Below are 24,568 nucleotides of genomic sequence, written 5' to 3'. Positions count from 1 at the left end.
TTACATTAGATAGTCTTTTCTAAATCGGCTAAAAAAGGAATAGCACCAAAACGTCCGTTCAAATATCCTTTTCTAATATCTAAATCGTAACGAGGTTTGAAATCTGATAATGGATACAATTGTGTAGCCCCTTCATTATTTTTTTCAGCAAACCAAATTTCATCTTGTCTGAAAATCTCTAAATCCAAAAGATTTGATTCATGAGTTGTAAAAATGACTTGACCTTTAGTAGTATTTAGTTCCATCAAAGTTTTTAGAAATGTTTTCAATAAAGATGGGTGAATACTTTGGTCAATTTCATCAATAATGAATATAGTATCTTCTATGCTGAGTAGAAAAAATATAGTTAAGTAGTCTAATAATCGAATAGTTCCATCTGACTCCTCATCTAAACCAAATTCAACCGTGTCATCTCCTTCTCCGTGATGACCTATTAATTCATTGATGAAAATTTTACCATTTTCATAGGAATAAATATGTACTGATTTTTTTTTGGTTTCAACACGGATTTTTTTTTGGTCTTCTTTGAACATTTTTTCCAAAGACTCCAATGATGTTTTATTTAACAAATTGTAATCAAAATCTTCTAAGGCTTGTTTTTTGAAATGAATACTTTTAAGTCCAGTGTCAAATTTTGCCATCATTTCACTGTATAATTCTCTTAATTCAGGCTGGATAAATAGTGTTCCAAACATTTGTGATGGTCTAAAGTCTGGTAAGACGAAGACTATATTTTTTAAAAACCATTCTTTTATAATCAGTATTTCTCCAAAGTCTTCATTTTTAACAGTGGAAATAAATGAATTCGTTGATACTAATAACTCCTTTTCATAAAACTCTAAAAAGTATTTATCTTTTTCGGTTTGCAAGTATTTTTCATTAAAATTCAGTTTGCTGACTTTGTTTTCATCTGTATGTCTTGTAAAGATTAGTTCATCTTCTTTATCAAATGTTACTTTGCATAACCATTCTTCTAAAACTATTTCATAATTGAAAACTATTCCATAAGCGTAAACTACTCCATTTATATCAAATTCAATTCCCAATTCGGATGGTTTATTTGAAAATTCTTTTGATAGTTTAAATTTTTGATAGCTATTTAATATATTTTCGCCTAAAACTAATCTTTTAAGAAAGTCAATTGCCTTAATCAAATTAGATTTTCCTGCTCCATTTGCTCCATAAATCGCAGCAGCACGCAATACATCTACGTTTGGATGTTTGTAAACATGATGTGGATGGCGTTTTATATCGCCTGTTAGCATATTAAATTCTGTTTCTTCTTTGAATGACAGAAAATTTGAAACTGTGAATCTGATTATCATAATTATCTTATTGCGAAAAAATCTCGTCAACTTATTAAATGTTAGTTAAAATTAAGGATAAAATTGGTTTTTGTCAGAATTTAAGAGAAATTTTCGTAATGATTTATTCTTTTCTGTAATGCGTCACCTAGCTGACCAATTGCTATCAACATTATTGTAAGTTTGTATCATGGCAAAATCACTTCTTATTTTCCTCATCACTTTCCTCATCAGTTTTGCAGGTTCATTTCATCCTGGACCTTTGAATATGTCGGTGATACAGAAAACACTTAAAAAGAATCTTTCCGCTGGACTTTGGATGACTTTTGGAGGAGTAATTCCTGAAATGATTTATGGTTACTTGGCTGTTGAAGGCTTAAAGATATTTGAACGATACCCTCTTATTTTTGAAATCATGCAATGGGCTGTTTTGCCTGTTTTATTGCTGGTCGGCTGGAATTATTTAAAACCTAAGAAAAAACAAGAAGAGTTGTTGAAAACAGCCGAAGTTCAAGCAGAAGTAAAGGTATTATCATTAGGGAGTGATATTTTGAGTGGATTTTTACTGTCATTTCTCAATCCGCAATTATTGCCTTTTTGGTTGGTCATCTTGATTAATTATCAGAATTATAGCTTCTTGAAGATTGAAAATGGATTCGACAAAATTGCTTTTGTATTGGGTGCAAGTATTGGTGCATTCTTCCTAAACTATTTATGTGCTTATGTGGCTAATCGTAAAAGAGGATTAGTTTTTGAATCTTTATCACCCAAAATGTTCGATACAATCATGGGTTGGACTTTTATTTTAGTGGCTTTTGTTCAAGCCGTAAAACTATTGGTGTTTTAATAAAATAAAGTTTTCAAATATTTTTTTGAGAGTTCTAATATTATGTGTAATTATGCGATAATTTATTAAACCATAATTAACTTATTTAATTTCAATGACACCTAAATGTACTTTTCACAAGTGTATTCTACTGATTACTTGTGTGCTGTTAGGTTTTTATACCCATGCTCAAACTCCCGCTCCGATTACTTTCGGTAAAGTGGACTTGAAAGACCTTCAAATGAAAAGCTATCCCAAAGACACTGCTGCTGAAGCGGTTGTACTTTGCGACTATGGCGAATACAGTTATTACTTTGGTAAAGATTTGCCTAAAGTTATTTATCGACGACACGTCCGCATCAAAATTCTAAAGAAATCTGGCTTTGGATATGCCAGTCAAAAAATACCTTATTTTCTGTCAAGTAATCTCGATAAAGCAGAATCAATTGATCACTTAGAAGCTTCTACTTGGAATCTCGAAAACGGTAACCCCGTGAGTTACTCATTATCTGATGATGATTTTTTTGACGAAAAAGCTGGGAATACGCTTTTTTATAAAAAGTTTACCTTTCCACAAGTAAAGGAAGGTTCGGTACTTGAATATACCTACGAGATAGAGTCGGGCTTGTGGTATCGTTTACGCAATTGGAATTTTCAAACCAGTATTCCTACGCTTTGGAGCGAATTACGTGCTGAAATCCCAGCTTATTTTGACTATAAAATTACCATGAATAGTCTTTTACCTTTGAAGGTTCAGGAAACAAAACAAGGCACTCGGAACTTTATGCGTAGTGATATTCGTGACCCATTTATTGCTTACAGATTTGCCATTGAAGATATTCCTGCTTTGAAAGAAGAACCTTTTTTGACAACCCTTGAAAACTATCGTTCTAAACTTAGTTTTGAATTAGCGGTAACTTATTTACCGAATCAAGGTAAAATAGATTATTCTCAAACTTGGGAGGCACTCAATGAAACTTTATTGACGAGCGATTATTTTGGAAAGCAGATCAAGAAATATGATGAAGCTCAAAACATCGCCAAAATCCTAAAAACACAAACTAAAGATTCCTTGGCTTTGCTAACGGCTGCCTATCAGTATATTCAAAATAATATGCAATGGGATGGTGAAAACGAAGTATTTACCTCTAGTGCAAATTTGAATAAAGTAGCAGAAAAAGGGCTAGGAAACTCAGCAGAAATTAATTTGATGTTGGTGCGTTTACTTCGTGAATGTGGTTTTGATGCCAATCCGATGATATTGAGTACCCGTGAAAATGGTTTGCCGACTGATTTGGTTTTGTTGGACAGATTTGATTTTACCATTGCCCATGTTTCCTTGAATGGTAAAGATATTTTGCTGGATGCAACTAGCAAATATGCCCAAGTGGATTTACTTCCACTACATTGTTTGAATGAAAAAGGGAGATTGATTGTCAGAAAAAATAGTCGTTGGATACCGATTCCTACTCGCCCTGTCAGTAGAAAAGTAAGTTTGCTTGAAATGAGTATTTTGCCTGAGCAAGAGATTAAAGGAAATATAAATGTTTCTTATGTAGGGCATGAGGCTGTCTCTTTTAGGTCAGCAGTGTTGAACAAAGGGAAAGAAGATTTTATCAGCAATTTCAAGAAAAATAAACCAAACCAAAATATCAGTAAAGTAGATTTAGTGGCTGTTGATTCATTAGGGAAAATGCCTGAAATGAAAATTCAAACGGTTTATAATGAAGCCTATACCATCGCTGGCGACCGTATCTATTTTACTCCGATGCTTGATTTGGGAGAAGAAACCAATCCATTCAAATCGCCAATCAGAAATTATCCCGTTGAATTTGGTGTACCGCAAGAAGAAACTTTTAGTGCAGTTTACAAAATTCCTGCTGACTATGCCGTAGAAGAAATGCCAAAAGGAGAAAGTGTTACTTTGCCCAATAATGGCGGTCGTTTTGATTTCAGAGCAACATTACTGGAAGGTGAAGTGAAAGTAGATAGCAAAGTAAGTTTAAAGAAAGCACTTTATAGTAGCGAAGAGTATGGGGCATTACGAGAGCTTTATAACAGAATTGTTGTAAAACATGCAGAGCAAATTATTTTGAAGAAGAAGTAACAAGCGATGTGATTTACAAATTTTGCTTTGTAAATTAAGAAACAAGCGATGTGACTTAGTAAGCAAGCAATGTGATTTAGAAAACAAACAATGTAACTTAGAAATCTTGCTTTGTAGCAAAAAGACACAGTTGCGTGAAAAGACTCCTAGGCGTCAGCATTTAATGAATTTATACTGTTTGAGCGATAGCGAGTTTATAAATTCTTGACTTTCTTTTGCGGCCGCCGCTGCGGTTACTTTTCTTGTGTCAAGACAAGAAAAGTAAGGTCTAGAGAAAGGAGATATTGTTTTTTTGTTACAGACAAAATAATTTTTAAACCAAACTCACTACATACTTTAATAATACACATACAGATGAAAAATACTTTTTTAAAAAGAATCCTTGTAGGCTTTTTTTTAGTCCTCGTGACCTTTTCAATCAATGCCCAAAACAGCCCCATTAAGTATGGAAAAGTAGAAATGGCTGATTTACAAATGAAATCCTACGCCAAAGATACTGCTGCCGAAGCAGTAGTACTTTGCGATTTCGGAACCCACAACTATACCTATCGAAGTGGTCAAGGTGGTTTGAAGGTCGTTTATGAAAGGCATAGAAGAATCAAAATCCTCAAGAAAGCTGGCTATGAATGGGCAACTTATTCTTTTGCTTTAAGTAATTCTAGAACAGGAACCGCTAGAGAATACGCTTTAAATATCAAAGGAGCTACTTACAATTTGGTGGATGGCAAAATTGTAACGACCAAATTAGAAAAAAGCTCAATCTTTCTGGAAAAGAAAAGTGAGAATCTGATGATTCAAAAAATTACATTGCCCAATGTACAAGAAGGGTCAGTCATAGAATATTCATACAGAATTGAATCAGACTTTGATACTGAGATCCGTACTTGGGAATTTCAAAGAGGTATTCCAACACTTTGGAGCGAATACCAAGTAAAAGTGCCAGATTTTTATCAATTCCAATTAATTACACAAGGTTATGAACCTTTTGTAGTCTCATCTATCACGAAAGAGTCTCTGAATTTTGGACCTGGTTTAGAGAGCGTCGCAGCCACTTATTATAGATTTGTTCAGAAAGATGTACCTGCTTTAAAAGTAGAACCATACATTACTACGATTGAGGATTATCGTTCGCAAGTGGAGTTTGAAATTTCTGCTTATGTACCAACAGGAGGCATTCCCAAACATTTTTCTTCTACATGGAATGATTTCTCAAAAACCTTAACCAATTATGATAATTTCGGAAGATTACTGAACAAAGGAGGTTTTCTGAAAGAAGTAGCCGCAACGATTAAAGCGACCGCCAAAGATAGCTTATCTAAAATTCAAGCAGCTTACAATTATGTTGCTAAGAATATGACTTGGAATCAGCAAAGGAGTTTCATGGCAAGTGGAAGTTTGAAAAAAGCTTTTGAAGCAAAAACGGGAAATTCAGCAGATTTGAATTTGATGTTGATTGCTTTGCTCAGAGAATTGGATATTGAAGCCGACCCCGTTGTGTTGAGTACCAGAGATAATGGGCGAGTATTAGATTATTATGTACTTGAGCGAAAATTCAATTATGTAATTGCGGCAGTAGATGTGCAAGGACAATGGTTATTGATAGATGCTACCGAACCGTCGATGCCTTTAGGTACTTTGCCAATTCGTTGTTTGAATGGAAAAGGAAGATGGATTCATGGAGAATCAGGCGATTGGGTTGAACTGAAAACCAATGAAAAACTAGCTAAAACACTAATTGCTAATTTTGAAATTGTGCCAGAAGGACAAATTAAAGGACAATTAAGTATCAATCATATCAGTTATGCCGCTCATGATGAACGCATGGAAATCAAGAGAGATACTAAAGCAAAATACATTGATAATCTTAAAAAGTCGCATAATAACTGGGAAGTAAAAAAAGTTGAATTTGAAGATGAGAACGAAATAGAAAGACCGTTACAAGTAAAATTGGATTTGAATATTAATGAAGGCGTAGGAGTAGCTGGCGATAGAATTTATTTTAATCCGATGATTGGTGAAGGCGAAAATAAAAACCCTTTCACAACATTAGAAAGAAAATATCCTGTTGATTTCGGTACTTTGATTGAAGATAGTTTTATCGCTACTTACACCATACCAAAAGGTTATGTAATTGAAGAAATGCCTAAGAGTATGCGAGTGAATTTACCTGAAGATGCTGGTAGATTTGCTTTTATGGTGGCAAAATCAGAAGATGTAATTACGATTTCTAGCAAAATTACATTGAAGAAAACCATGTACTTTGCCGAAGAATATGAATTGCTAAAAAGGTTTTATGATCAAATTATTCAGAAACACGCAGAACAAATCGTTTTAAAGAAAGCCCAATAAATAATGAAAGCATTTATCATCAGTTCACTACTATTGACAGGTATTTTGAGTAATTCCTTTGCTCAGAATAATTGGAATGTAGCTAGCATTCCAGCAGAATTAAAGGAAAAAGCCCATGCGGTAATTCGTAAAAGCGAAACCATTTTTACGGTTAAAAACCTAGGAGAAGCTACTGAAAAAAATCATAAAGTAATTACAATTCTTGATGAACAAGGTTTACAATATGCTTCTATGACACTTTTTTACAGTAAACTTGAAAAAGTAAATAATTTTGAAGGCGTATTGTATGACAGTAATGGCGAGAAAGTAAAAAAGGTAAAAAAAGACGATATTCACGATGGAAGTGCCGTTGGAAACGGAACGCTTTTTGGTGATAACCGTTACAAATATGCTGAATTCAAATATGCGATTTTCCCTTTTACGGTAGAGTTCACAACAGAAACGACTAATAAAAATTTACTTTTTTATCCGATGTGGTTTCCGCAAGAAGACGAAGAAAATGTAGCAGTTGAACAATCGTCTTTAAAGATACAAATGCCAGCTAATTTGCCACTTCGTTATAAATCAATTAACGGATTAGCAGAACCTACCTTGGAAAATATCGCAGAATCCAAAAGCTATACTTGGCAAGTAAAGAATTTACAGGTATATGAAAACGAACTGTATTCTCCGAAATGGACACGTTACGGAAAAGGAGTACTGACTGCTCCGAATGAGTTTGAAGTAGAAGGTTTCAAAGGAAGTATGAAAACTTGGAAAGATTTGGGGGAGTTTGATAATATTTTAGGAAAAGGAAGAGATGTTCTACCCGAAAATGTACAACAGGAAGTAAAACAATTGGTCGCTAATATTTCAGACCCAAGCCAGAAAGTAAAGAAAATCTACGAGTACTTACAGTCTAAAACCCGTTATATTTCTATTCAATTAGGCATTGGCGGTTGGCAACCTTTTGAAGCAAGTTATGTGGCTGAAAAAGGTTATGGCGATTGTAAAGCATTATCGAATTACACAAAAGCCTTGTTAAAAAGTGTTGGAATAGAATCATTTTATGCTTCGATTAGAGGAGGAAGTAATGAGCGAGATATTCATCCAGATTTTCCTTCACAACAATTTAATCACGTAATTGTGTGCGTACCGATGAAAAGCGATACCATTTGGTTGGAATGTACTTCACAAGATAATGCCTTTGGTTATTTGTCTGATTTTACCAGCGACCGTTACGCACTTTTATCAACACCAGAAGGAGGGAAGTTAGTCCATACGCCAGTTTATAAAGCCAAAGACAACCAGCAAAATAGGAATATTAAAGTAGCTTTGGAAGAAGATGGAAATGCTACAGTTACTGCTGTAACAGAATATACAGGACTTTTATCGGACGATTATTCTGATATTAAAAACTTATCGAGTAAAGAAGAGCAACAGAAACAACTTTATAGACGAATTAATATTCCCAGCTTTGAAGTAAGCAATTTTTCTATTCAAGATGAAAAGAAAAGAATTCCGACTGCTACTGTAAAATTAGATTTGAATGTAAGGAAATGTGCATCTAAAAGTGGAACGAGATTATTTTTAACGCCCAATTTAATGTCAGCTATTAATACCGTTCCTCCAGCGTTGGATAAACCTCGTCAAACAGAAGTAGTGTTAAAAGTGGCTTTGACCGAAACAGATTCAGTTACTTATCAATTACCTAAAAATGCTACCTTAGAATTTAAGCCAGTAGGAATTAAGTTTGAAAACCGCTTCGGAACTTATCAATCAGAATTTCAAGTAAAAGATGGAAGCTTATTGTATATCAGAAAATTAGTGAGAAATCAAGGCAAATTTCCACCAGAAAGTTACGCTGAACTCATCGAATATTACAAAAAAGTAAGCAAAGCTGATAGGACTCAAGTGGTTTTGAAGCTTTAGGTGAAAGTGCTTTTCGGAATTTATGTCAAATTATTAATGCTCAATAAATTTAGTTTGTGAACGTTAAGTATTTATTCCAAATCAAAACAAATTATTATGCTTCTTAAAACTAAAAACATTGCCATTGTCGGATTACTTTTTACGCTTACTTGGTTTTCGTCTTGCAAAAAATCAGAAGACGATGTTATCAATAGTGCAACAAAAGACGTAAGAGATAGCGTTTATGCTATTTCGCAATCCTTGTACCTCTGGAATACGAGTTTACCAACGGCTACATTATTCAAACCGACAGGTTATCCAACGGCTGATTCGGTGATGAGAAAAGTAAGAACTTATAGCCCATTCGTAAATGGGAAATATCAAGATAGATGGAGTTTTGCCATTGAAAAATCTGTCTGGGATAATTATGTAAGTGGGAATAGTTCCGATGTTGGAATGCAGTATGGTTTTGTAAGTGCTACAGATTTAAGAGTGAAATTGGTTTATTCACAATCTCCTGCGGGTTTGTTGGGCGTAAAACGTGGTTGGCAAGTACTAAAAATCAATGGAGTTGATGCTACTAATGCTAATATCAATCAATTAAATACCGAGTTGGGGAAAACTTCACAGACCATTGTGTTTGTAAAACCCGACGGTACGCAACAAACACTTACGCTTACTGCTGGAGCTTATAAAGCTGATTATGTAATCAATCCTAAAGTATTTTCTATAAATGGAGTAAATGTAGGTTATTTTAATTTTGATTCATTTTTGGGAGATGCTATCAATGGCAAAACCGCCCAGAAAACACTTAATGTATTAGACCAAACATTTGCTGATTTCAAATCAAAAAATGTAACAGAATTAATCCTTGATTTACGTTATAATGGTGGAGGCTATGGCTTAGTTGCTAATTATTTAGGCAATTTAATTGCTCCATCAGCAGCCATTGGAAAAATATTTGCGAAGACAGAACATAATAGCGTTTACACCCAATACAATAACACTGATTTTTTTGCTACTGCTACTAATGGATTGAAATTAAGCAAAATCGTAATTATTGTAAACAAAGGAACCGCATCTGCAAGTGAGGAATTAATCAATGCGTTAAAACCAGTAATGACCGTTAAATTGATAGGAAGTACTACTCATGGTAAGCCAGTAGGTTATTATGCCATACCAACTATGGATTACTATGCTTTTCCTGTAGCTTTCAGAAATGTTAATTCAGCAGGAACAGGTAATTTTTATGAAGGTTTTTCTGTAGATAAAGTTCAGACGGATGATTTCACCAAAGATTTAGGAGATGAGAATGAAGCTTGTCTGAAATCTGCTTTAGAGTATTATAGAACAGGTGCCCTACAGTCAACAACTCAATCAGCTAGAATTAGTGCTGAAGTAGAGCAATTAAATACTAAAATAACCAAAGAACGATTAAAATTAACCGTTTATGATTTTCCTAAAAAGTAAGATTGTAAAGTTGTTTTAAGCTTTCAGAATAAAATCTTTACCCCACAAGAAGCAAGCAATCTTGTGGGGTTTATTTTTGTCTTCTATTTTTTGATTAACTTTGTCTTTCCGAGAAATTTTAAAAGAAATTAATTTCTCAATCACGAAATCTTACATTGCATTTAGAATGAAAATCTCCCTTAATTGGCTTAAACAATTTGTAGAAATAACAGAGTCGGCTCAAGCATTAGACCATCTCTTAACTGGAACGGGCTTAGAAGTAGAATCCATCGAGCGTCACGAAGCAATTTTGGGCGGTTTACAAGGTTTTGTAGTAGGTGAAGTACTTACTTGTGAGCGATTTATGGTCAAGGAAAAACAGTTGAGCTTAACTACTGTTGATGTAGGCGGAGAAACGCCTTCACAAATTGTTTGTGGTGCTGCCAACGTTGAAGCTGGACAAAAAGTAATTGTTGCTACTGTCGGAACTACGCTTTACGACCATGCAAAAGGTGTTGAGATTTTTAAAATCACCAGTAAAAAAACTTATGGACATCTTTCGGAAGGAATGATTTGTGCTGAAGACGAAATTGGTCTTGGTACTTCGCACGCTGGTATTTTGGTGTTGGATACTGATTTACCAAACGGAACGCCTGCGGCTCAGTACTTTAATTTAGAAGCAGATTTATTAATCGAAATCGGATTAACGCCCAACCGTGCAGACGCTGCCTCACATTGGGGAGTAGCTCGTGATATTAAAGCAAAAACGGGGCGTGCGATTACTTTGCCTTCAGTTGAAGCTTTCAAAGTTGATAATAATAACTTCCCGATTGAATTAATCGTTGAAGATGCTACGGCATGCCCACGTTTCTGTGGTGTAACTGTTGATGGCGTAACGGTGAAGGAATCGCCTGAATGGTTGCGTAAATCTTTGGAAACCATTGGTTTGCGTTCAATTAATAATATTGTAGATATTACCAATTATATCTGTCATGGCTTAGGGCAACCGATGCACGCTTACGACTGGAATGCCATTTCAGGACAGAAAGTAATTGTAAAAACTTTGCCAGCAGGTACGAAATTTACTACGCTCGACGAAGTAGAACGTACTTTAGGCGAAACAGATTTGATGGTTTGTAATGGCGAAGAACCGATGGGAATCGCTGGAATTTTTGGTGGAACTAAATCAGGAATCAAGCCAGAAACGACTCGTGTCTATTTAGAAGTAGCCTATTTCGACCCTGCTTCTGTAAGAAAAACGGCTCAACGTCATGGCTTGAAAACGGATGCTTCTTTCCGTTTTGAGCGTGGAACAGACCCAAATGCGAAATTATACGCTTTGAAATATGCAGCTTTGTTGATTCAAGAATTGGCAGGTGGCGTAATTGCTTCGGAAGTATCTGATTTTTATCTGAATCCAATTGCAGATTTCAGTATTCCAGTTTTATACAAAAACGTAAACCGTTTGATTGGTAAAACTTTGGATAAAGCTTTAGTAAAATCAATTCTTGAATCTTTAGATATTACAATTCAGAACGAAGATGAAAATGGTTTTACCGCAATCGTTCCGCCTTATCGTGTGGACGTTACTCGTGAAGCCGATGTAATTGAAGAAGTACTTAGAATTTACGGTTTTGAAAATGTAGAATTGTCTGAAAATCTTGGTACTGAATTTTTATCAGGTTTTCCACAAAAAGACAGAGAGCAATTACAATTAAGAATTTCGCAAGTATTGGCGGCGAATGGTTTCAACGAAATCATTACCAATTCTTTAACAAAACCAGCTTATTCTGCTTTGATTAAAGCAGATTTGCCAAACGACGACGTTGAAATTTTAAACAAATTATCAGAAGATTTAGGCGTAATGCGTCAGTCGATGGTATTTTCTGGTTTAGAAGTATTGGCACATAATATCAACCGTCGTCAGAAAGATTTGAAAATGTTTGATTTTGGTAAAACCTATCACAAAATCAATGATAAATATGTTGAAAAACGCCATTTAGCTTTGTTTTTGACGGGAAATACTGAAAATGAAACGTGGCAATTGAAATCACAAAAAGTAGCTTTCCATACCTTGGCAAGTGCTGTCAATAAAGTGTTAGGAAGTTTAGGTTTCAAAAATCTTGATACAAAACCTTTAGAAGGAACGGCAACTTTTGAATACGGCATAAGTTATGTATTGAACAAAAAAGAAGTAGCCAAAGTAGGTTTAGTAAAACCAAATGTGGCAAAAAAAGCGGAAGTAAAACAGCACGTTTTCTTTGCTGATTTTGATTGGGATTACTTGTTCAAACAATATAACGACAAAGCTACTTTTGTAGAATTACCGAAATTCCCAGAAGTACGTCGTGACCTTTCTTTGGTGATTGACAAAACCGTTACTTTCGACCAAATCCAGAAATTGGCACGTAATTATGAGAAAAACTTGTTGCGTCAAATCAATGTTTTTGATGTGTATCAGGGTGAAAACTTAGGAGCAGACAAAAAATCTTATTCAGTAAGTTTCATTCTTCAAGATTACGAACAAACCTTGACAGACAAAGTAATCGACAAAACCATGGAAAAACTAATGGCAGCTTTTGAGAAAGAAATCGGAGCGGTGATTAGAAAATAATTTGGATAGATTCCCGACAAAAACGCCACAAGGATTTAAGATGCTTGTGGCGTTTGGTTTAAATAAAGAGTACAAACATTGATACAAATTTTATTATATCAAACTCATCAACAAACGTTTATTAAGAATTTTGTACCTTTGTGTTTAAACGCAAAATTGTAGTTTTTAGAACATTAGGAAAACAATGCGATTCCTGAATTATACAAGAAAAATTAGAAGCAATAGATAAAAATGTTTGAGAATTTAAGCAGTAAAATAACCACCGCAATGCGTACCCTGAAAGGTAAGGGACGTATCACGGATGTCAATGTAGCAAGTACTGTCAAGGAAATCCGTAAGGCTTTGATGGATGCCGATGTTAACTATAAAGTTGCCAAAGAAATCACTGACCGCATCAAGGAAGAAGCAATGGGACAAAAAATCCTTATTGCGGTTGATCCTGGTCAAATGTTGGTGAAGATTGTCCATGAAGAACTTGTAAAATTGATGGGTTCTTCTGTACAAGCTATCAATCTTAAACCAGACCCAGCGATTATTTTGATTGCAGGTTTGCAAGGTTCTGGTAAAACTACTTTCTCTGGAAAATTAGCTCAATACCTCAAAAAAAGTGGTAGAAATGTGTTGTTGGTAGCTTGTGATATTTATCGTCCTGCGGCTATCGACCAATTGAAAGTTTTGGGTGAACAAGTAGGCGTAGATGTTTATGCTGAACCTGAAAATAAAAATGCTGTTGAGATTGCACAAAATGCGATTTCTTACGGGCGTAAAATGGGTAAAAGAGTAATCATTGTCGATACTGCTGGTCGTTTGGCGGTAGATGAGGCAATGATGAACGAAATTGCAGCGGTTAAAAATGCCATTAAACCTTCAGAAATCCTCTTTGTAGTGGATTCGATGACGGGGCAAGATGCTGTAAATACTGCTAAAACTTTCAACGAACGTTTGAATTTTGATGGCGTTGTATTAACCAAATTAGATGGTGATGCTCGTGGTGGTGCGGCACTTTCTATTCGTCATATTGTAGATAAACCAATTAAGTTTATCTCAACGGGCGAAAAAATGGATGCACTCGACCAATTCTATCCCGACCGTATGGCAAGCCGTATTTTGGGGATGGGTGACGTACTTTCTTTGGTTGAAAGAGCTCAAAGTGCTTTTGATGAAGAAGAATCTGAGCGTATCAATAAGAAAATTCGTCAAAACCAGTTCAGTTTTGAAGATTTCTATTCGCAGTTACAGCAAATCAAGAAAATGGGTAATTTGAAAGATTTGATGGGAATGGTGCCGGGAATGTCGCAAGCGGTGAAAGATGTAGATATTCCAGATGATGCTTTCAAATCAATTGAAGCCATTATTCAATCAATGACTCCGAAAGAACGCCAAAAACCAGAATTATTAGATATGTCTCGCAAGAAACGTATTGCAGCTGGTTCGGGTACTTCTGTTACTGAGATTAATAATTTAATTAAACAGTTCGATGGAATGCGTAAAATGATGCGTATGATGAACAATGTTCAAGATGGAAAAATGAAAATGCCAAACATGGCAAATATGATGCGAAAATAGAAGTAATTAGCTATTGTTAATAAACATGAGTCATCCCGAATTTTAAAATCACAATAAAGCGGTCAAAAAACTAATTTCGACCGCTTTTTTGTGATTGATGGGCAACGAATTCCTACTGTTTGAGCGAAGCGAGTTTAGGAATTCTTGAATTTCTTTTGCGGCCGCCGCTGCGGTTACTTTTCTTGTTTCAAGACAAGAAAAGTAAGGATTGTACAATAATAAATATAAAAACCTCTCAAATCGTCCTAAACCTCACTATTCTAAGAAAAAATTCGGGATGACTCATGTTTGCTATTTGCCAATTGATAGGTAATAAAAAAGCCTTAACATTTTGAAATGTTAAGGCTTTTGTGGTGGTCCCACTAGGATTCGAACCTAGGACCCCCTGCTTGTAAGGCAGGTGCTCTGAACCAGCTGAGCTATGAAACCGAGATTGTTGTTGTAATTTGGTGGTCCCACTAGGATTCGAACCTAGGACCCCCTGCTTGTAAGGCAGGTGCTCTGAACCAGCTGAGCTATGAAACCAAATCCCTTTCTTTTAAGGTGGTGCAAAATTACGCTTTATTTGCTTACACTCCAAACATCAACAGAGAAAAAATAGAATCTTTTTTAAATAAAATGATAAGTGTTTTATTATCAATAAGTTAAAATGTGATAAATTTTTGATGTTTTTTATTCTATCAAGCTATCTGTATTGGTAATGATTAAGAAAGAAAAGAAATGAGTATTTTAAGATAAAGTACTTCTAAAACGTTCATGCCATTTCTGGAATGACTGTCGCTGTTTTTAACCTTTCATAACAATTGAAGTTTTGATTATTGGTTAATCTGGATAAATTTGTGAAATCAAATTATTTAAACCAAAATTAAAATGTCAGAATTATTTACAGCAGGTGGTATTATAAGTTTACTTACCCTTACCTTTTTAGAAATTGTACTTGGAATAGACAATATCATTTTTATTTCAATTGCCGCCAATAAATTAGCGAAGAAAGACCAAGCAAAAGCTAGAAATATAGGTTTACTACTAGCAATGGTATTCAGAGTTACTTTGTTGTTTGGTATCTCATTCATTATTTCATTACAAGAGCCTTTTACTTATATTGATTTGGGCTGGCTTAAAGCAGGTATTTCTGGGCAGAGTTTAATCTTATTTATAGGAGGTTTATTCTTGCTTTATAAAGCTACTTCTGAGATTCATGAGAAACTTGAAGTTGGTGATGAACATGAAGTTACTGTCCCTAAGGGTTCGGCAGCAGATAAACTGACGGCGGTGGTACTTCAAATTGCGTTGATTAATATTGTATTCTCGATAGACTCTATCCTTACAGCAATTGGTTTAACGCACAATTTACCTATTATGATTATTTCAGTTGTATTGTCGGTTGTAATTATGATGGGATTCTCTGGACCAGTTGGCGATTTTGTGAACCGTCACCCTTCTATTCAAATGCTTGGTATGGCATTTTTGATTATGATTGGTTTTATGTTAGTTGCACAGGCAGCACACGATGCCGACTTTTCTTTCTTTGGTTCAGAGATTGGTGAAGTGCCAAAAGGATATTTATACTTTGCTATTGCATTCTCTCTATTAGTTGAAGTACTGAATATTAAAATGAGAACAAAACAAGAGATTTCTAAATAAGTTTTTTGTTAGATAGAATAAAAAAATCCGTGAACTTGTACGAAACAAATTCACGGATTTTTTATGTGTAATAAAATTACTTTACAAACTTCTTGGCTTGTGCTAGAATGACATTCGCTGCATTTGGAATAGGGTTTGGCACACCAACCATAATCGTTTTTACTTTACCATTGTTATCCATAAAATAAATTGATGGATAAGCATCCACTGGATATTTTTGAGCTACTGCCGGGCCTTCTCCATTTTCATAATCCATTGCCACACAAACATATTTTTGGTTCATGTAATCTCCCAATGCTTTATCTGTGAATACTTGATTTTTCAAGATTTTGCATGGACCACACCAAGTAGTGTAACAATCCATCATAATCATTTTATTTTCTTTTTTAGCTTTTGCTAAAGCTTGTTGAAAAGTACCTTTAAAAAATTGAATGCCTGTTGCGTTTGTATTTTTGGCAGGCTCATTTTTAGCATTTACACTGATTGTAAAAAGGATTAATAAAGCAGATAAAATTCTAGTTTTTAACATTTTCTTAAGATTGATTAAGTTTGATACAAAAACGTTTAATTTGATGAAAATAGTTTAATTGATGAGTAAATCTTAAACGAGGAAAGCAACACTAAAGTTTTAGATTAACAATCATTAACATTTTAAATTAAAAAAGGCGTAAGAATATAATACTCTTACGCCCCCAATATGGATATGTTAAATGTCAATTAAGCATAAGTATTTAGCATTACTGGCATAACAAGCATTAAAATATCTTCGTCCGCTTTTTTATCAGCAGGAATAATTAAACCAGCACGATTAGGTTGTGACATTTCTAATGAAATCATGTTTGAAGTAAGGTTACTTAACATTTCAACCATGAATTTAGCATTGAAACCGATTTCCATTTCATCGCCATCATAGTCACACATTAATCTTTCATTCGCTTCATTAGAATAATCTAAGTCTTCAGCTGAAATTACTAAATCGTTCTTAGCTAATTTTAAACGAATTTGATGCGTGGTTTTATTTGAATAAATAGAAATACGTTTCAATGAACCCAAAAACTCTGAACGATTGATTGTTAATACATTTGGGTTATTTTGAGGAATTGCATTTTCATAATCAGGGAAACGTTCGTCGATTAATCGGCAAATCATTCTGATGTTATTGAAACTGAAAAACGCATTTGATGAACTGAAATCAGAAGTAACTGTTGTGTCATCAGAAGGCAATGAAGATTTCAATAAATTCAATGCTTTACGAGGAATAATCATCGTAGAATCATATTCTGATTTTACATCACTTCTTTTATAGCGAATCAAACGGTGTCCGTCAGTCGCAACGAAATTGGTATATTCTGGTGATAATTGAACATAAACACCTGTCATGGCAGGACGTAAATCGTCATTTGAAACAGCAAAAATAGTGTTAGCAATTGCCGCACCTAATATATCAGCAGAAATTTGTACCGATAAACTTTTTGTTACTTGTGGTACTTTCGGGAAATCAATTGGGTTTTCGCCTGAAAGTTTATAACGACCATTTTCAGTGATGATTTCAGTGCCAAAAGTATCTCTATCAACTTTAAAAGTAATTGGTTGGTCTGGCAAGCCTCTAAGAGTATCCAATAATAAACGAGCAGGAATAGCGATTGCTCCAGTATCTGAAGATTCTACTGCCAATGTCGTAATCATTACGGTCTGTAAATCAGAAGCAGTAACAGTCAGTTGAGTTTGATCAATTTGGAACAAGAAGTTTTCCAAAATAGGTACAATCGGATTATTAGCAATAACGCCATTAACTGTCGAGAGTTGTTTCAATAAAACTGATGAGGATACGACGAATTTCATTATCTTAAGAGAATATTTTTAGTTGGGAATGACTATTAAAGTATCAAAACGGTTTCAGTTTTGATATAAAGTACTGTATTTTAAAAAGTTCAACAAAAGTACAAATAAGCCCTGACTTTTAATTGTTTTTAGTTAAATTTCGCCAGCAAGAAAAAGATTTTTTGAAACTTAATTTTATTCATTCAGTGGTTACGAGATGATGAATAAAATATTTATCTAGTATATTTTCTTTGTCTCCAAAAGTTTCTAGCAATTCCTAAAATCACTAAAATAATTATAGGAACAATTAAATTAACTGATTGCCAGTATGTTCTATCATCTTGCAGAGCCGCTTTATCTAAAGGTCTTAATTTGATTTCTTTATTTCTGGCAACAATTACTCCATTATCATCCAATAGATAGTCGATAGCGTTTAGCACAAAATCCTTGTTGGCGAATGTATTGCCTGAATACTTATCAAAACCAAGTGGGAGAGGAGTATTATTTTTTTTGTCAAAATCATTCGCAGGAATATCTCCATCAGAGCAAACAATTATTTTAGAATCTTCACCATTTGCTTTAAAAGTAGCAAAACGAGTATCATTTGGTAAGATTCTATTTTTGTATAGAGACTCAAATTTCCCTTCCAATAACAAACCTACGGTTTGAACACCTGCATTATATTGGCTTGCGTTTAAATCTTTACTGGCAAAATTGTAGCTCATAATAGCTGGAGCTTTTAGTAGCTGGGTATATTGCGACGTCATCAGTAATGGAGTTTTCAAGATTCCACTCGCACGCACAGTATCAAGAGTACCAACATATTTTGTATAAATAGCATCTAAATTTCTAACAATGGGTGATTTCCCAAAAGTATTTATCAAAGGAAAGTATTGCCATTGAGTAAGCTGAATATTAGAACGGTCTCCAAAATTTCCAACATCTAAGGGAATCGCAGCACTCATCTGAGCATCCTTGATGAGATTTGGGTTTAAGCGAACACCGTATTTGAATAATAAATCTTCTAAACCAACACTTTGAACTTGAGCCATATTTCCTTCACGAGCTACAGAATCTACTTTTACAGCATCTACAAAGAAAATCGCTTTACCACCATTCATAATAAATTGGTCGATTTTGTATTTATCATCATCGTTAAAAACCTGTTCAGGTTTTAAAACAAAAATGGCATCTAAACCATCTAACGTTGGTGAATTTCTTAAATCAACTGGATAAAGTTCATAGTTTGGTTTTAAAGCACCAATTAAATCTAATTGATTCACCGCAGGCAAATTGGTATAATTGATGAAAAAGCCAATCTTCTTTTTGGCTGTAGCGGTTACTCTTTTAATGGCAGAAGCCAATTGATATTCTACTCCTTCATAAGATTGATTTAGGATTTCTTGAGGTGACGATAATTTATTTCCTTTCAACAATAAAGTAGCAATTTCTTTGTCTTTGTAAGTGATAATAGCACCAGGCAAAATTAAACTTTGTGTTTTTTTACCGTCTTCATTATTGTAAACATTGGTTGGTGTTATTCCTTTCTGAGCGATAGCGGCGATTTTCTCATTTCGTGTTTTTTCATCTTTATACTCAGCATTCAAGTCGATAAATGTGTATTTTATATTTGTTCCACCATAGATTTGAAATTCATCAAGAGTTTCTTTTACTGCATTTTCTAAACGTTTGAACCCCGCAGGAATACCTTTTCCTGTTAGATATACTTTTACATATACTTCATCATCAAGGTTTTGTAATAAATTCTTACTTGCATCAGAGATTGTATAACGTTTTTCTTGGGTTAAATCTATCCTAAAAAAGAAATGATTTGCCAAGAGATTTACTCCCAGTATTACTACAAAAATGATGATAAATTGAACGCTTTTATTTTTCATTTAATTTCTAAAGAATTTTCTTTCTCTTGACTTCAATTGTGTTTGAATCTCAAAAGGTATTTATGTTTTACACAAGTACACAAAATTAGTATTTATCTTTTGATTAATTCATTTTAAACGAAGGTTGAAGCAAAACTGTATTTAGAATAAAAAAAATGATAAAGTTTTGTTTCCATTCTGTTTGCCTTTCACGACTAATACTTCAGAAGCTTTAAAATTACCACTAACCCAAAAAATGAGTTTATGTCATCGTTGACAGTTCGTCAGAATTTTGAATTAATTGTAGATTCAAAAAGAAGTTTACATTTAATAATAGAACAAATAATCATGTTGGAAGCAGAAAGTAACTATACATTAGTCCATACAAAAGATGGTAATAGCTGTCTATTAGCAAGATGTATTAATGCTTTTGACGAAGAATTGACTAGATATGGATTTTTGCGTGTACATAAATCATACATTATAAACCCACAATATGTGCTGGATTATATTGGCAAAGAAAGGAAGATTTTACTTGAAAATAATCTATGTGCACCTATTGCAAGACGAAAAAAAAGTATGATAAGAGTCTCTTCAATCCGCAAAATTATTGGGAAATACCCAAGAATGAATATTAATCTCTAAATCTAAATCTTACAATTGCTGGGCAGTAATCTATTAAAAAAAGGTTACTGCCTTATTTATGTAAAATGATGTTGTATTTTGGGAAATCATATTCCATTTTTTATCTCATTTTGGAAAATAGAATTATGTAGCTTATCTTTGGAATAGCTACTTTCGAGTGTAAAGTATTTTAGCTTTGCACAATCATGAAAATTATTTAGTGTTAGATATACTTAATTGTTTTATCTAATCAAATTACGCTCATGAACACGCCATTTTATCCAATTCAGAATATTATTAATCAAACCATCAATGTTATCGAGCTTAATTCTACTTAGGTTTCGCTGTATTTGAGTGGAAAAACAAAATTTTCAATGAGTAAATTTCTTGAATTACAATGTTTTGATTCTGAATCAAGTTCCCTAACCGTGTTTGAAAACATCTTCCTGGAAGTATAAAAAGAGCTTTTTATATTCATTGTGAAGAAGGAAAACTCAAATTCCTGTATTCTTTTAGTACTAGCTAATGAATTATATGATTCTAGTGATTATAAAGATGAACCTTATAAATAAAAAACTGTAAAAAATGCAGATTCCATTTCTTAGTTTAAAGTCAATTAATAAGCCTTTTGAAGTAGAAATTAAAAATCTAGTCAATGAAGTTGTTGAAAAAGGATGGTATATCCTTGGTGATAAAGGGAAAGAATTTGAACAGAATTTTGCAAATTTTTGCGGTGTTAAACATTGTTTTGGCGTTGCTAATGGTTTAGATGCTTTAATTATCATTTTAAAAGCAAGTAATTTTCCACCATCTTCTGAGATTATTGTAGCTGCCAATACTTATATCGCTACGATTCTAGCAATTAAACAGGCTGGGTATATTCCAGTTTTGGTTGAACCTTCTTTGGAAACATACTTGATAGATGCTGCAAACATTGAAAAAGTAATCAACTCTAATACTAAAGCAATTTTGGTTACCCATCTCTATGGCAAATGCTGTGATATGAATAGCATTTCTCAGGTTGCCCAAAAATATAATCTCCATGTTTTTGAAGATGCTGCACAGGCTCATGGTGCTAGATATGATGGAAAGATGGCTGGTAATTTATCAGATGCAGCTGGCTTTAGTTTTTATCCTTCCAAAAATTTAGGAGCACTAGGGGATGCCGGAGCGATTACTACTAATAATGATGAACTTGCTGAAAAAATCTTAGCTTTAAGAAATTATGGCTCAAGTAAAAAGTATGTATTTGATTATCAAGGTGTAAATAGTAGATTGGATGAAATTCAAGCAGCGATATTAAATTTAAAACTACTACGACTTAATTTTGATAATAATTACAGACGACAAATAGCTTCCATTTATTTAAATCAGATTAAAAATGAAAAGGTGATTTTACCAACCATCGATACAGTTAATGACGATGTTTGGCATTTATTTATACTTAGAACACAGCATAGAGATGACTTTATGGAATTTTTGAGTTCAAGAGGAATCGGTACTGATATTCATTACCCAATTCCACCTCATAAACAAAAAGCTTTTGTAGAGTGGAATGATAAATCCCTACCAATTACAGAGAAAATTCATCAAGAAGTGGTTAGTATCCCACTTAATATAGCTTTGACTGAAAACGAAATTAATTATATCGTTGAAACGATAAATTCATACTAAACCATTCTATTTATGTTATTATCAGTTGTCATTCCAGTTTATAGAGGTGCAAAAACCATTGGTAAACTGGTTGAGAAACTTCACGAAGAACTGAATCAGTATAGTTTTGAGATTGTTTTGGTTAATGATGGTAGTCCAGATGATTCAGAACAAGTTTGCTTAGCATTATCAAAAAAATACAAGAATATTACTTTTGTTTCACTGCGAAAAAACTTTGGGGAATTCAATGCAGTTATGTGTGGTTTGAATCATGTACGTGGTGATTATGCAGTAATGATTGATGATGATTTCCAAAATCCTCCATCTGAAATTATTAAATTATTAAAGGAAGCAGAAAAAACGGGACATGAAGTAATTTATACTTATTATTCAGATAAAAAGCATAGTATTTTTAGGAATTTTGGTAGTTGGTTGGTCAATCAACTTGCTACAAGGTTATTAAATAAACCCAAAGGACTTTATTTGTCAAGTTTTAAGCTGATTAGTAAAGAGATTGTCAATGAAATTTGTCATTACAAAGGGCCATTTCCCTATATTGATGGAATAATTTTTAGTTTGGTATCTAATGTTGGAAGTGTTCATGTAGAACATTCTGAAAGAGAGGAAGGGCGTTCAAATTATACTTTTAGTAAATTGTCAGTACTTTTTCTCACCATTATTTTTGGCTATTCTATTCTTCCAGCAAGATTTATTCTACTTTCAGGTTTTTTCTTGATTTTACTTTCTTTACTACTTTTTGGCTTAGATATTTGGGGAGTAATGTCTCAATACTCAATTACTGTTTTCATGTTTTTTGGCGGAGTACAGTTGATGTCACTAGGTATTATAGGTGAGTACATGGGAAGAATGTTCCTGACACAAAATAATTATCCACAATATTCTGTGAAATATAAAGTAATAAGTCATGCTGAATAGTAATGTTGAGGAATATAAAGTAATGTTTGAGGCTGAGGAAAAGCTTTGGTGGTATCGTATCTTACACGAAAAAGTTTTGGCAGAAATTACTAAAAAATATCCTGAAAATTATCAAATAAACATCTTAGATATTGGCTGTGGAACAGGTGGATTGATGAGCTTTTTAATGAAAAATGGTTTTCAAAATATTCAAGGAATTGACTATTCCGAAGCCGCTATTTCTTTTTGTAAGGAAAGAAATTTGAATGTTCAGAGATTTGACATCAACTTTTTGGAAGAATTTATAAGCTCAAACAAGTTTGATGTGATTGTCTGCAATGATGTTTTTTACTGTTTGGAGAAATCTCAAATTGTCAATGTTTTTCAAACAATACACGGTTTATTAAAAGAGGAAGGCATTTTTATTTCTAATAATAATGCCTTTAATATTTTTTGGGGAACACATGATATTGCCGTTGGTGGAAAACAACGATTTAAGCTTCGAGATATTGAAGGCTTGTTGCCGAAAGAGTTATTGAAAATTGATTACTACTCTTATTGGACTTGGGTTTTATCTCCTCTGGTACTAGCGGTAAGATTAAGTCAGCGACTTGGAATAGCACTTAAATTGATAGATACCCAAAATGTAGTTTCTGATGTTGAAGTACCTTCAAATTGGATAAATGCGTTTTTTTATCGTTTAGTGAAAATTGAAGAGAAGATTTTTTATAAAGGCTTTTTTGGAAGTTCTTTATTTATGAAAATCTCAAAGAAAAAAGGCTAGTTTCTTAATGAAATTAGCCTTTTTTAGTAAGTTTTTTAATGTAAAGGTAACTTCTTAATCATTCCACCTTTAACATCATTGATGGTTTGCTGAATAATAAAAGCTGAGTTATCGATGTTGGCTATTTCATCAGTTAGTTTTTGAATTTCCAGACGAGTAACTACGGTATAAATAATTTCTAAATCTTCGTTGATTTGTCCTCTTTTACCAAAACCTCTTTTGCCATTGAATATGGTTACGCCTCGTCCAAGTTTTTCAATAATCACTTTTCTGATTTCCTCACTATGTTCTGAAATAATGGTAACGCCAGTAAATTCTTCGAGACCATGAATCAAAAAATCAATGGTTTTTGAAGCTCCTAAGTAGGTAAGCATGGCGTACATGGCAGTTTCGATATTGACTAAAATAGCAGCTGCCGAGAAAATAATTACATTGATAACAATGATAACGTCACCAACACTCAATACTGTTTTACGGCTAATAAATAGGGCAAGTACTTCTGTTCCGTCTAGCACACAGCCACCTCTGATGGAAAGTCCAATGCCTGCACCCAGAAAAAAACCACCAAAAACCGCAATCAAAAGTTTATCGGTTGTAACGATTGGGAACGAAATGAAAGTTAAACTCAGTGCCAAAAGTCCAATTGCCAATAAAGTCTTTAGGGCAAACATTTTGGATACTTGTGTATAAGCCAGCCAAATAAATGGCAAGTTTACGATGATGATAAGTACGGGTAAATTAATGTCTGTCAGAATATTAATTAACAGCGAAATACCTGTAACTCCACCGTCTATAAAGTCATTTGGAAGTAAAAAGCCTTCAAGCCCAAAGCTGGCAGAAAGTACTCCAACAATTATCAATAAAGCATCTTTGCCATATTGAAGTACTAAATTATTTTGTTGCGAAGAGTTTTGTAGAATGGGTTTAGTCATAATATTGGGGGTTTAATAAGTTTGTTATGCTTATGAAAATACAAAAAACTAATCTAAAAAGCTATTTGACATCAATTATTACTAGTGTAATTTGAATGTTTATTACCAAATGGAACGATAAGAAATGAATTCAGGAATTGAAAGATGAAGGGCTTTAAGCCAGTTTCTTTTAAGAAAAGTACTTTGATAACGTATATAGGTTTTTTTTATTGT

General features: G+C 33.7%; 17 protein-coding genes and 2 tRNA genes. 12 read left to right on the top strand and 7 right to left on the bottom strand.

Going from position 1 to position 24,568, the window contains the following annotated elements:
- Positions 1-5: 5 nt before the first annotated feature.
- Entirely contained in the window at positions 6-1,325 is a 1,320-nt protein-coding gene (locus HNP25_RS10035; RefSeq protein ID WP_409012504.1) for an AAA family ATPase, read from the bottom strand.
- Positions 1,326-1,494: 169 nt separating this feature from the next.
- Here HNP25_RS10035 and HNP25_RS10030 point away from each other — a divergent pair, with 169 nt between their 5' ends.
- The 7 genes from HNP25_RS10030 (at position 1,495) to ffh (ending at position 14,105) form a co-directional block, all read left to right on the top strand.
- A complete protein-coding gene (locus HNP25_RS10030) occupies positions 1,495-2,151 on the top strand; it encodes a LysE family translocator (protein ID WP_184133829.1) in 657 nt (218 codons plus the stop codon).
- Positions 2,152-2,245: 94 nt separating this feature from the next.
- Positions 2,246-4,237 (top strand): DUF3857 domain-containing protein, encoded by a 1,992-nt coding sequence (locus HNP25_RS10025; RefSeq protein WP_184133827.1) that lies wholly within the window; start codon positions 2,246-2,248, stop codon positions 4,235-4,237.
- Positions 4,238-4,591: 354 nt separating this feature from the next.
- Positions 4,592-6,586: a transglutaminase family protein gene (locus tag HNP25_RS10020; protein WP_184133825.1), complete on the top strand. Its 1,995-nt coding sequence runs from the start codon at positions 4,592-4,594 to the stop codon at positions 6,584-6,586.
- A gap of 3 nt (positions 6,587-6,589) precedes the next feature.
- Entirely contained in the window at positions 6,590-8,497 is a 1,908-nt protein-coding gene (locus HNP25_RS10015) for a DUF3857 domain-containing protein (protein WP_184133823.1), read from the top strand.
- Positions 8,498-8,593: 96 nt separating this feature from the next.
- Positions 8,594-9,946, top strand: coding sequence for a S41 family peptidase (locus tag HNP25_RS10010; protein WP_184133821.1), 1,353 nt, complete (start codon positions 8,594-8,596; stop codon positions 9,944-9,946).
- Positions 9,947-10,112: 166 nt separating this feature from the next.
- Positions 10,113-12,539: a phenylalanine--tRNA ligase subunit beta gene (gene pheT / locus HNP25_RS10005; RefSeq protein WP_184133819.1), complete on the top strand. Its 2,427-nt coding sequence runs from the start codon at positions 10,113-10,115 to the stop codon at positions 12,537-12,539.
- 231 nt (positions 12,540-12,770) lie between these two features.
- On the top strand, positions 12,771-14,105 hold the full coding sequence (gene ffh, locus HNP25_RS10000) for a signal recognition particle protein (RefSeq protein ID WP_184133818.1): 1,335 nt from the start codon (positions 12,771-12,773) through the stop codon (positions 14,103-14,105).
- A 351-nt stretch (positions 14,106-14,456) separates the two neighbouring features.
- Here the strand turns inward: ffh and HNP25_RS09995 are convergent.
- Positions 14,457-14,534, bottom strand: a tRNA-Val gene (locus HNP25_RS09995).
- An 18-nt stretch (positions 14,535-14,552) separates the two neighbouring features.
- A tRNA-Val gene (locus HNP25_RS09990) sits at positions 14,553-14,630 on the bottom strand.
- Between the two features lie 345 nt (positions 14,631-14,975).
- Between HNP25_RS09990 and HNP25_RS09985 the strand changes: the two genes are divergently transcribed.
- The gene (locus HNP25_RS09985) at positions 14,976-15,749 is read left to right on the top strand and encodes a TerC family protein (RefSeq protein ID WP_184133816.1); all 774 of its coding nucleotides are present in this window, start codon (positions 14,976-14,978) and stop codon (positions 15,747-15,749) included.
- Between the two features lie 76 nt (positions 15,750-15,825).
- Here the strand turns inward: HNP25_RS09985 and HNP25_RS09980 are convergent, their stop codons facing one another.
- From HNP25_RS09980 to gldG, 3 genes are all read right to left on the bottom strand, one after another.
- A complete protein-coding gene (locus HNP25_RS09980; protein WP_184133814.1) occupies positions 15,826-16,278 on the bottom strand; it encodes a thioredoxin family protein in 453 nt (150 codons plus the stop codon).
- 188 nt (positions 16,279-16,466) lie between these two features.
- Positions 16,467-17,591: a DNA polymerase III subunit beta gene (gene dnaN / locus HNP25_RS09975; protein WP_184133813.1), complete on the bottom strand. Its 1,125-nt coding sequence runs from the start codon at positions 17,589-17,591 to the stop codon at positions 16,467-16,469.
- 212 nt (positions 17,592-17,803) lie between these two features.
- On the bottom strand, positions 17,804-19,468 hold the full coding sequence (gldG, locus tag HNP25_RS09970; RefSeq protein WP_184133811.1) for a gliding motility-associated ABC transporter substrate-binding protein GldG: 1,665 nt from the start codon (positions 19,466-19,468) through the stop codon (positions 17,804-17,806).
- Positions 19,469-19,711: 243 nt separating this feature from the next.
- Between gldG and HNP25_RS09965 the strand changes: the two genes are divergently transcribed.
- The 4 genes from HNP25_RS09965 (at position 19,712) to HNP25_RS09950 (ending at position 23,423) form a co-directional block, all read left to right on the top strand.
- Positions 19,712-20,092, top strand: a complete 381-nt coding sequence (locus HNP25_RS09965; RefSeq protein WP_184133809.1) for a LytR/AlgR family response regulator transcription factor — start codon at positions 19,712-19,714, stop codon at positions 20,090-20,092.
- Positions 20,093-20,656: 564 nt separating this feature from the next.
- Positions 20,657-21,745 (top strand): DegT/DnrJ/EryC1/StrS family aminotransferase, encoded by a 1,089-nt coding sequence (locus HNP25_RS09960; protein ID WP_184133808.1) that lies wholly within the window; start codon positions 20,657-20,659, stop codon positions 21,743-21,745.
- Positions 21,746-21,757: 12 nt separating this feature from the next.
- On the top strand, positions 21,758-22,660 hold the full coding sequence (locus tag HNP25_RS09955; protein WP_184133806.1) for a glycosyltransferase family 2 protein: 903 nt from the start codon (positions 21,758-21,760) through the stop codon (positions 22,658-22,660).
- Positions 22,650-23,423: a class I SAM-dependent DNA methyltransferase gene (locus HNP25_RS09950; protein ID WP_184133805.1), complete on the top strand. Its 774-nt coding sequence runs from the start codon at positions 22,650-22,652 to the stop codon at positions 23,421-23,423. The genes HNP25_RS09955 and HNP25_RS09950 overlap by 11 nt, the downstream gene beginning before the upstream one ends.
- A gap of 35 nt (positions 23,424-23,458) precedes the next feature.
- On the opposite strand, the gene HNP25_RS09945 is transcribed toward HNP25_RS09950, so the two are convergent.
- Positions 23,459-24,355, bottom strand: coding sequence for a YitT family protein (locus HNP25_RS09945; protein ID WP_184133803.1), 897 nt, complete (start codon positions 24,353-24,355; stop codon positions 23,459-23,461).
- Positions 24,356-24,568: the final 213 nt, after the last annotated feature.

The sequence above is a fragment of the Arcicella rosea genome, assembly GCF_014204325.1.
Taxonomy (GTDB): Bacteria; Bacteroidota; Bacteroidia; order Cytophagales; family Spirosomataceae; genus Arcicella; species Arcicella rosea_A.
This window is presented reverse-complemented; position numbering and strand designations above follow the sequence as displayed.

Excerpts from the sequence above, each read along its gene's own strand:
- HNP25_RS10035 (WP_409012504.1), bottom strand. The coding sequence starts at position 1,325 with ATGATAATCAGATTCACAGTTTCAAATTTTCTGTCATTCAAAGAAGAA.
- HNP25_RS10030 (WP_184133829.1), top strand. The coding sequence starts at position 1,495 with ATGGCAAAATCACTTCTTATTTTCCTCATCACTTTCCTCATCAGTTTT.
- HNP25_RS10025 (WP_184133827.1), top strand. The coding sequence starts at position 2,246 with ATGACACCTAAATGTACTTTTCACAAGTGTATTCTACTGATTACTTGT.
- HNP25_RS10020 (WP_184133825.1), top strand. The coding sequence starts at position 4,592 with ATGAAAAATACTTTTTTAAAAAGAATCCTTGTAGGCTTTTTTTTAGTC.
- HNP25_RS10015 (WP_184133823.1), top strand. The coding sequence starts at position 6,590 with ATGAAAGCATTTATCATCAGTTCACTACTATTGACAGGTATTTTGAGT.
- HNP25_RS10010 (WP_184133821.1), top strand. The coding sequence starts at position 8,594 with ATGCTTCTTAAAACTAAAAACATTGCCATTGTCGGATTACTTTTTACG.
- pheT (WP_184133819.1), top strand. The coding sequence starts at position 10,113 with ATGAAAATCTCCCTTAATTGGCTTAAACAATTTGTAGAAATAACAGAG.
- ffh (WP_184133818.1), top strand. The coding sequence starts at position 12,771 with ATGTTTGAGAATTTAAGCAGTAAAATAACCACCGCAATGCGTACCCTG.
- HNP25_RS09985 (WP_184133816.1), top strand. The coding sequence starts at position 14,976 with ATGTCAGAATTATTTACAGCAGGTGGTATTATAAGTTTACTTACCCTT.
- HNP25_RS09980 (WP_184133814.1), bottom strand. The coding sequence starts at position 16,278 with ATGTTAAAAACTAGAATTTTATCTGCTTTATTAATCCTTTTTACAATC.
- dnaN (WP_184133813.1), bottom strand. The coding sequence starts at position 17,591 with ATGAAATTCGTCGTATCCTCATCAGTTTTATTGAAACAACTCTCGACA.
- gldG (WP_184133811.1), bottom strand. The coding sequence starts at position 19,468 with ATGAAAAATAAAAGCGTTCAATTTATCATCATTTTTGTAGTAATACTG.
- HNP25_RS09965 (WP_184133809.1), top strand. The coding sequence starts at position 19,712 with ATGTCATCGTTGACAGTTCGTCAGAATTTTGAATTAATTGTAGATTCA.
- HNP25_RS09960 (WP_184133808.1), top strand. The coding sequence starts at position 20,657 with ATGCAGATTCCATTTCTTAGTTTAAAGTCAATTAATAAGCCTTTTGAA.
- HNP25_RS09955 (WP_184133806.1), top strand. The coding sequence starts at position 21,758 with ATGTTATTATCAGTTGTCATTCCAGTTTATAGAGGTGCAAAAACCATT.
- HNP25_RS09950 (WP_184133805.1), top strand. The coding sequence starts at position 22,650 with ATGCTGAATAGTAATGTTGAGGAATATAAAGTAATGTTTGAGGCTGAG.
- HNP25_RS09945 (WP_184133803.1), bottom strand. The coding sequence starts at position 24,355 with ATGACTAAACCCATTCTACAAAACTCTTCGCAACAAAATAATTTAGTA.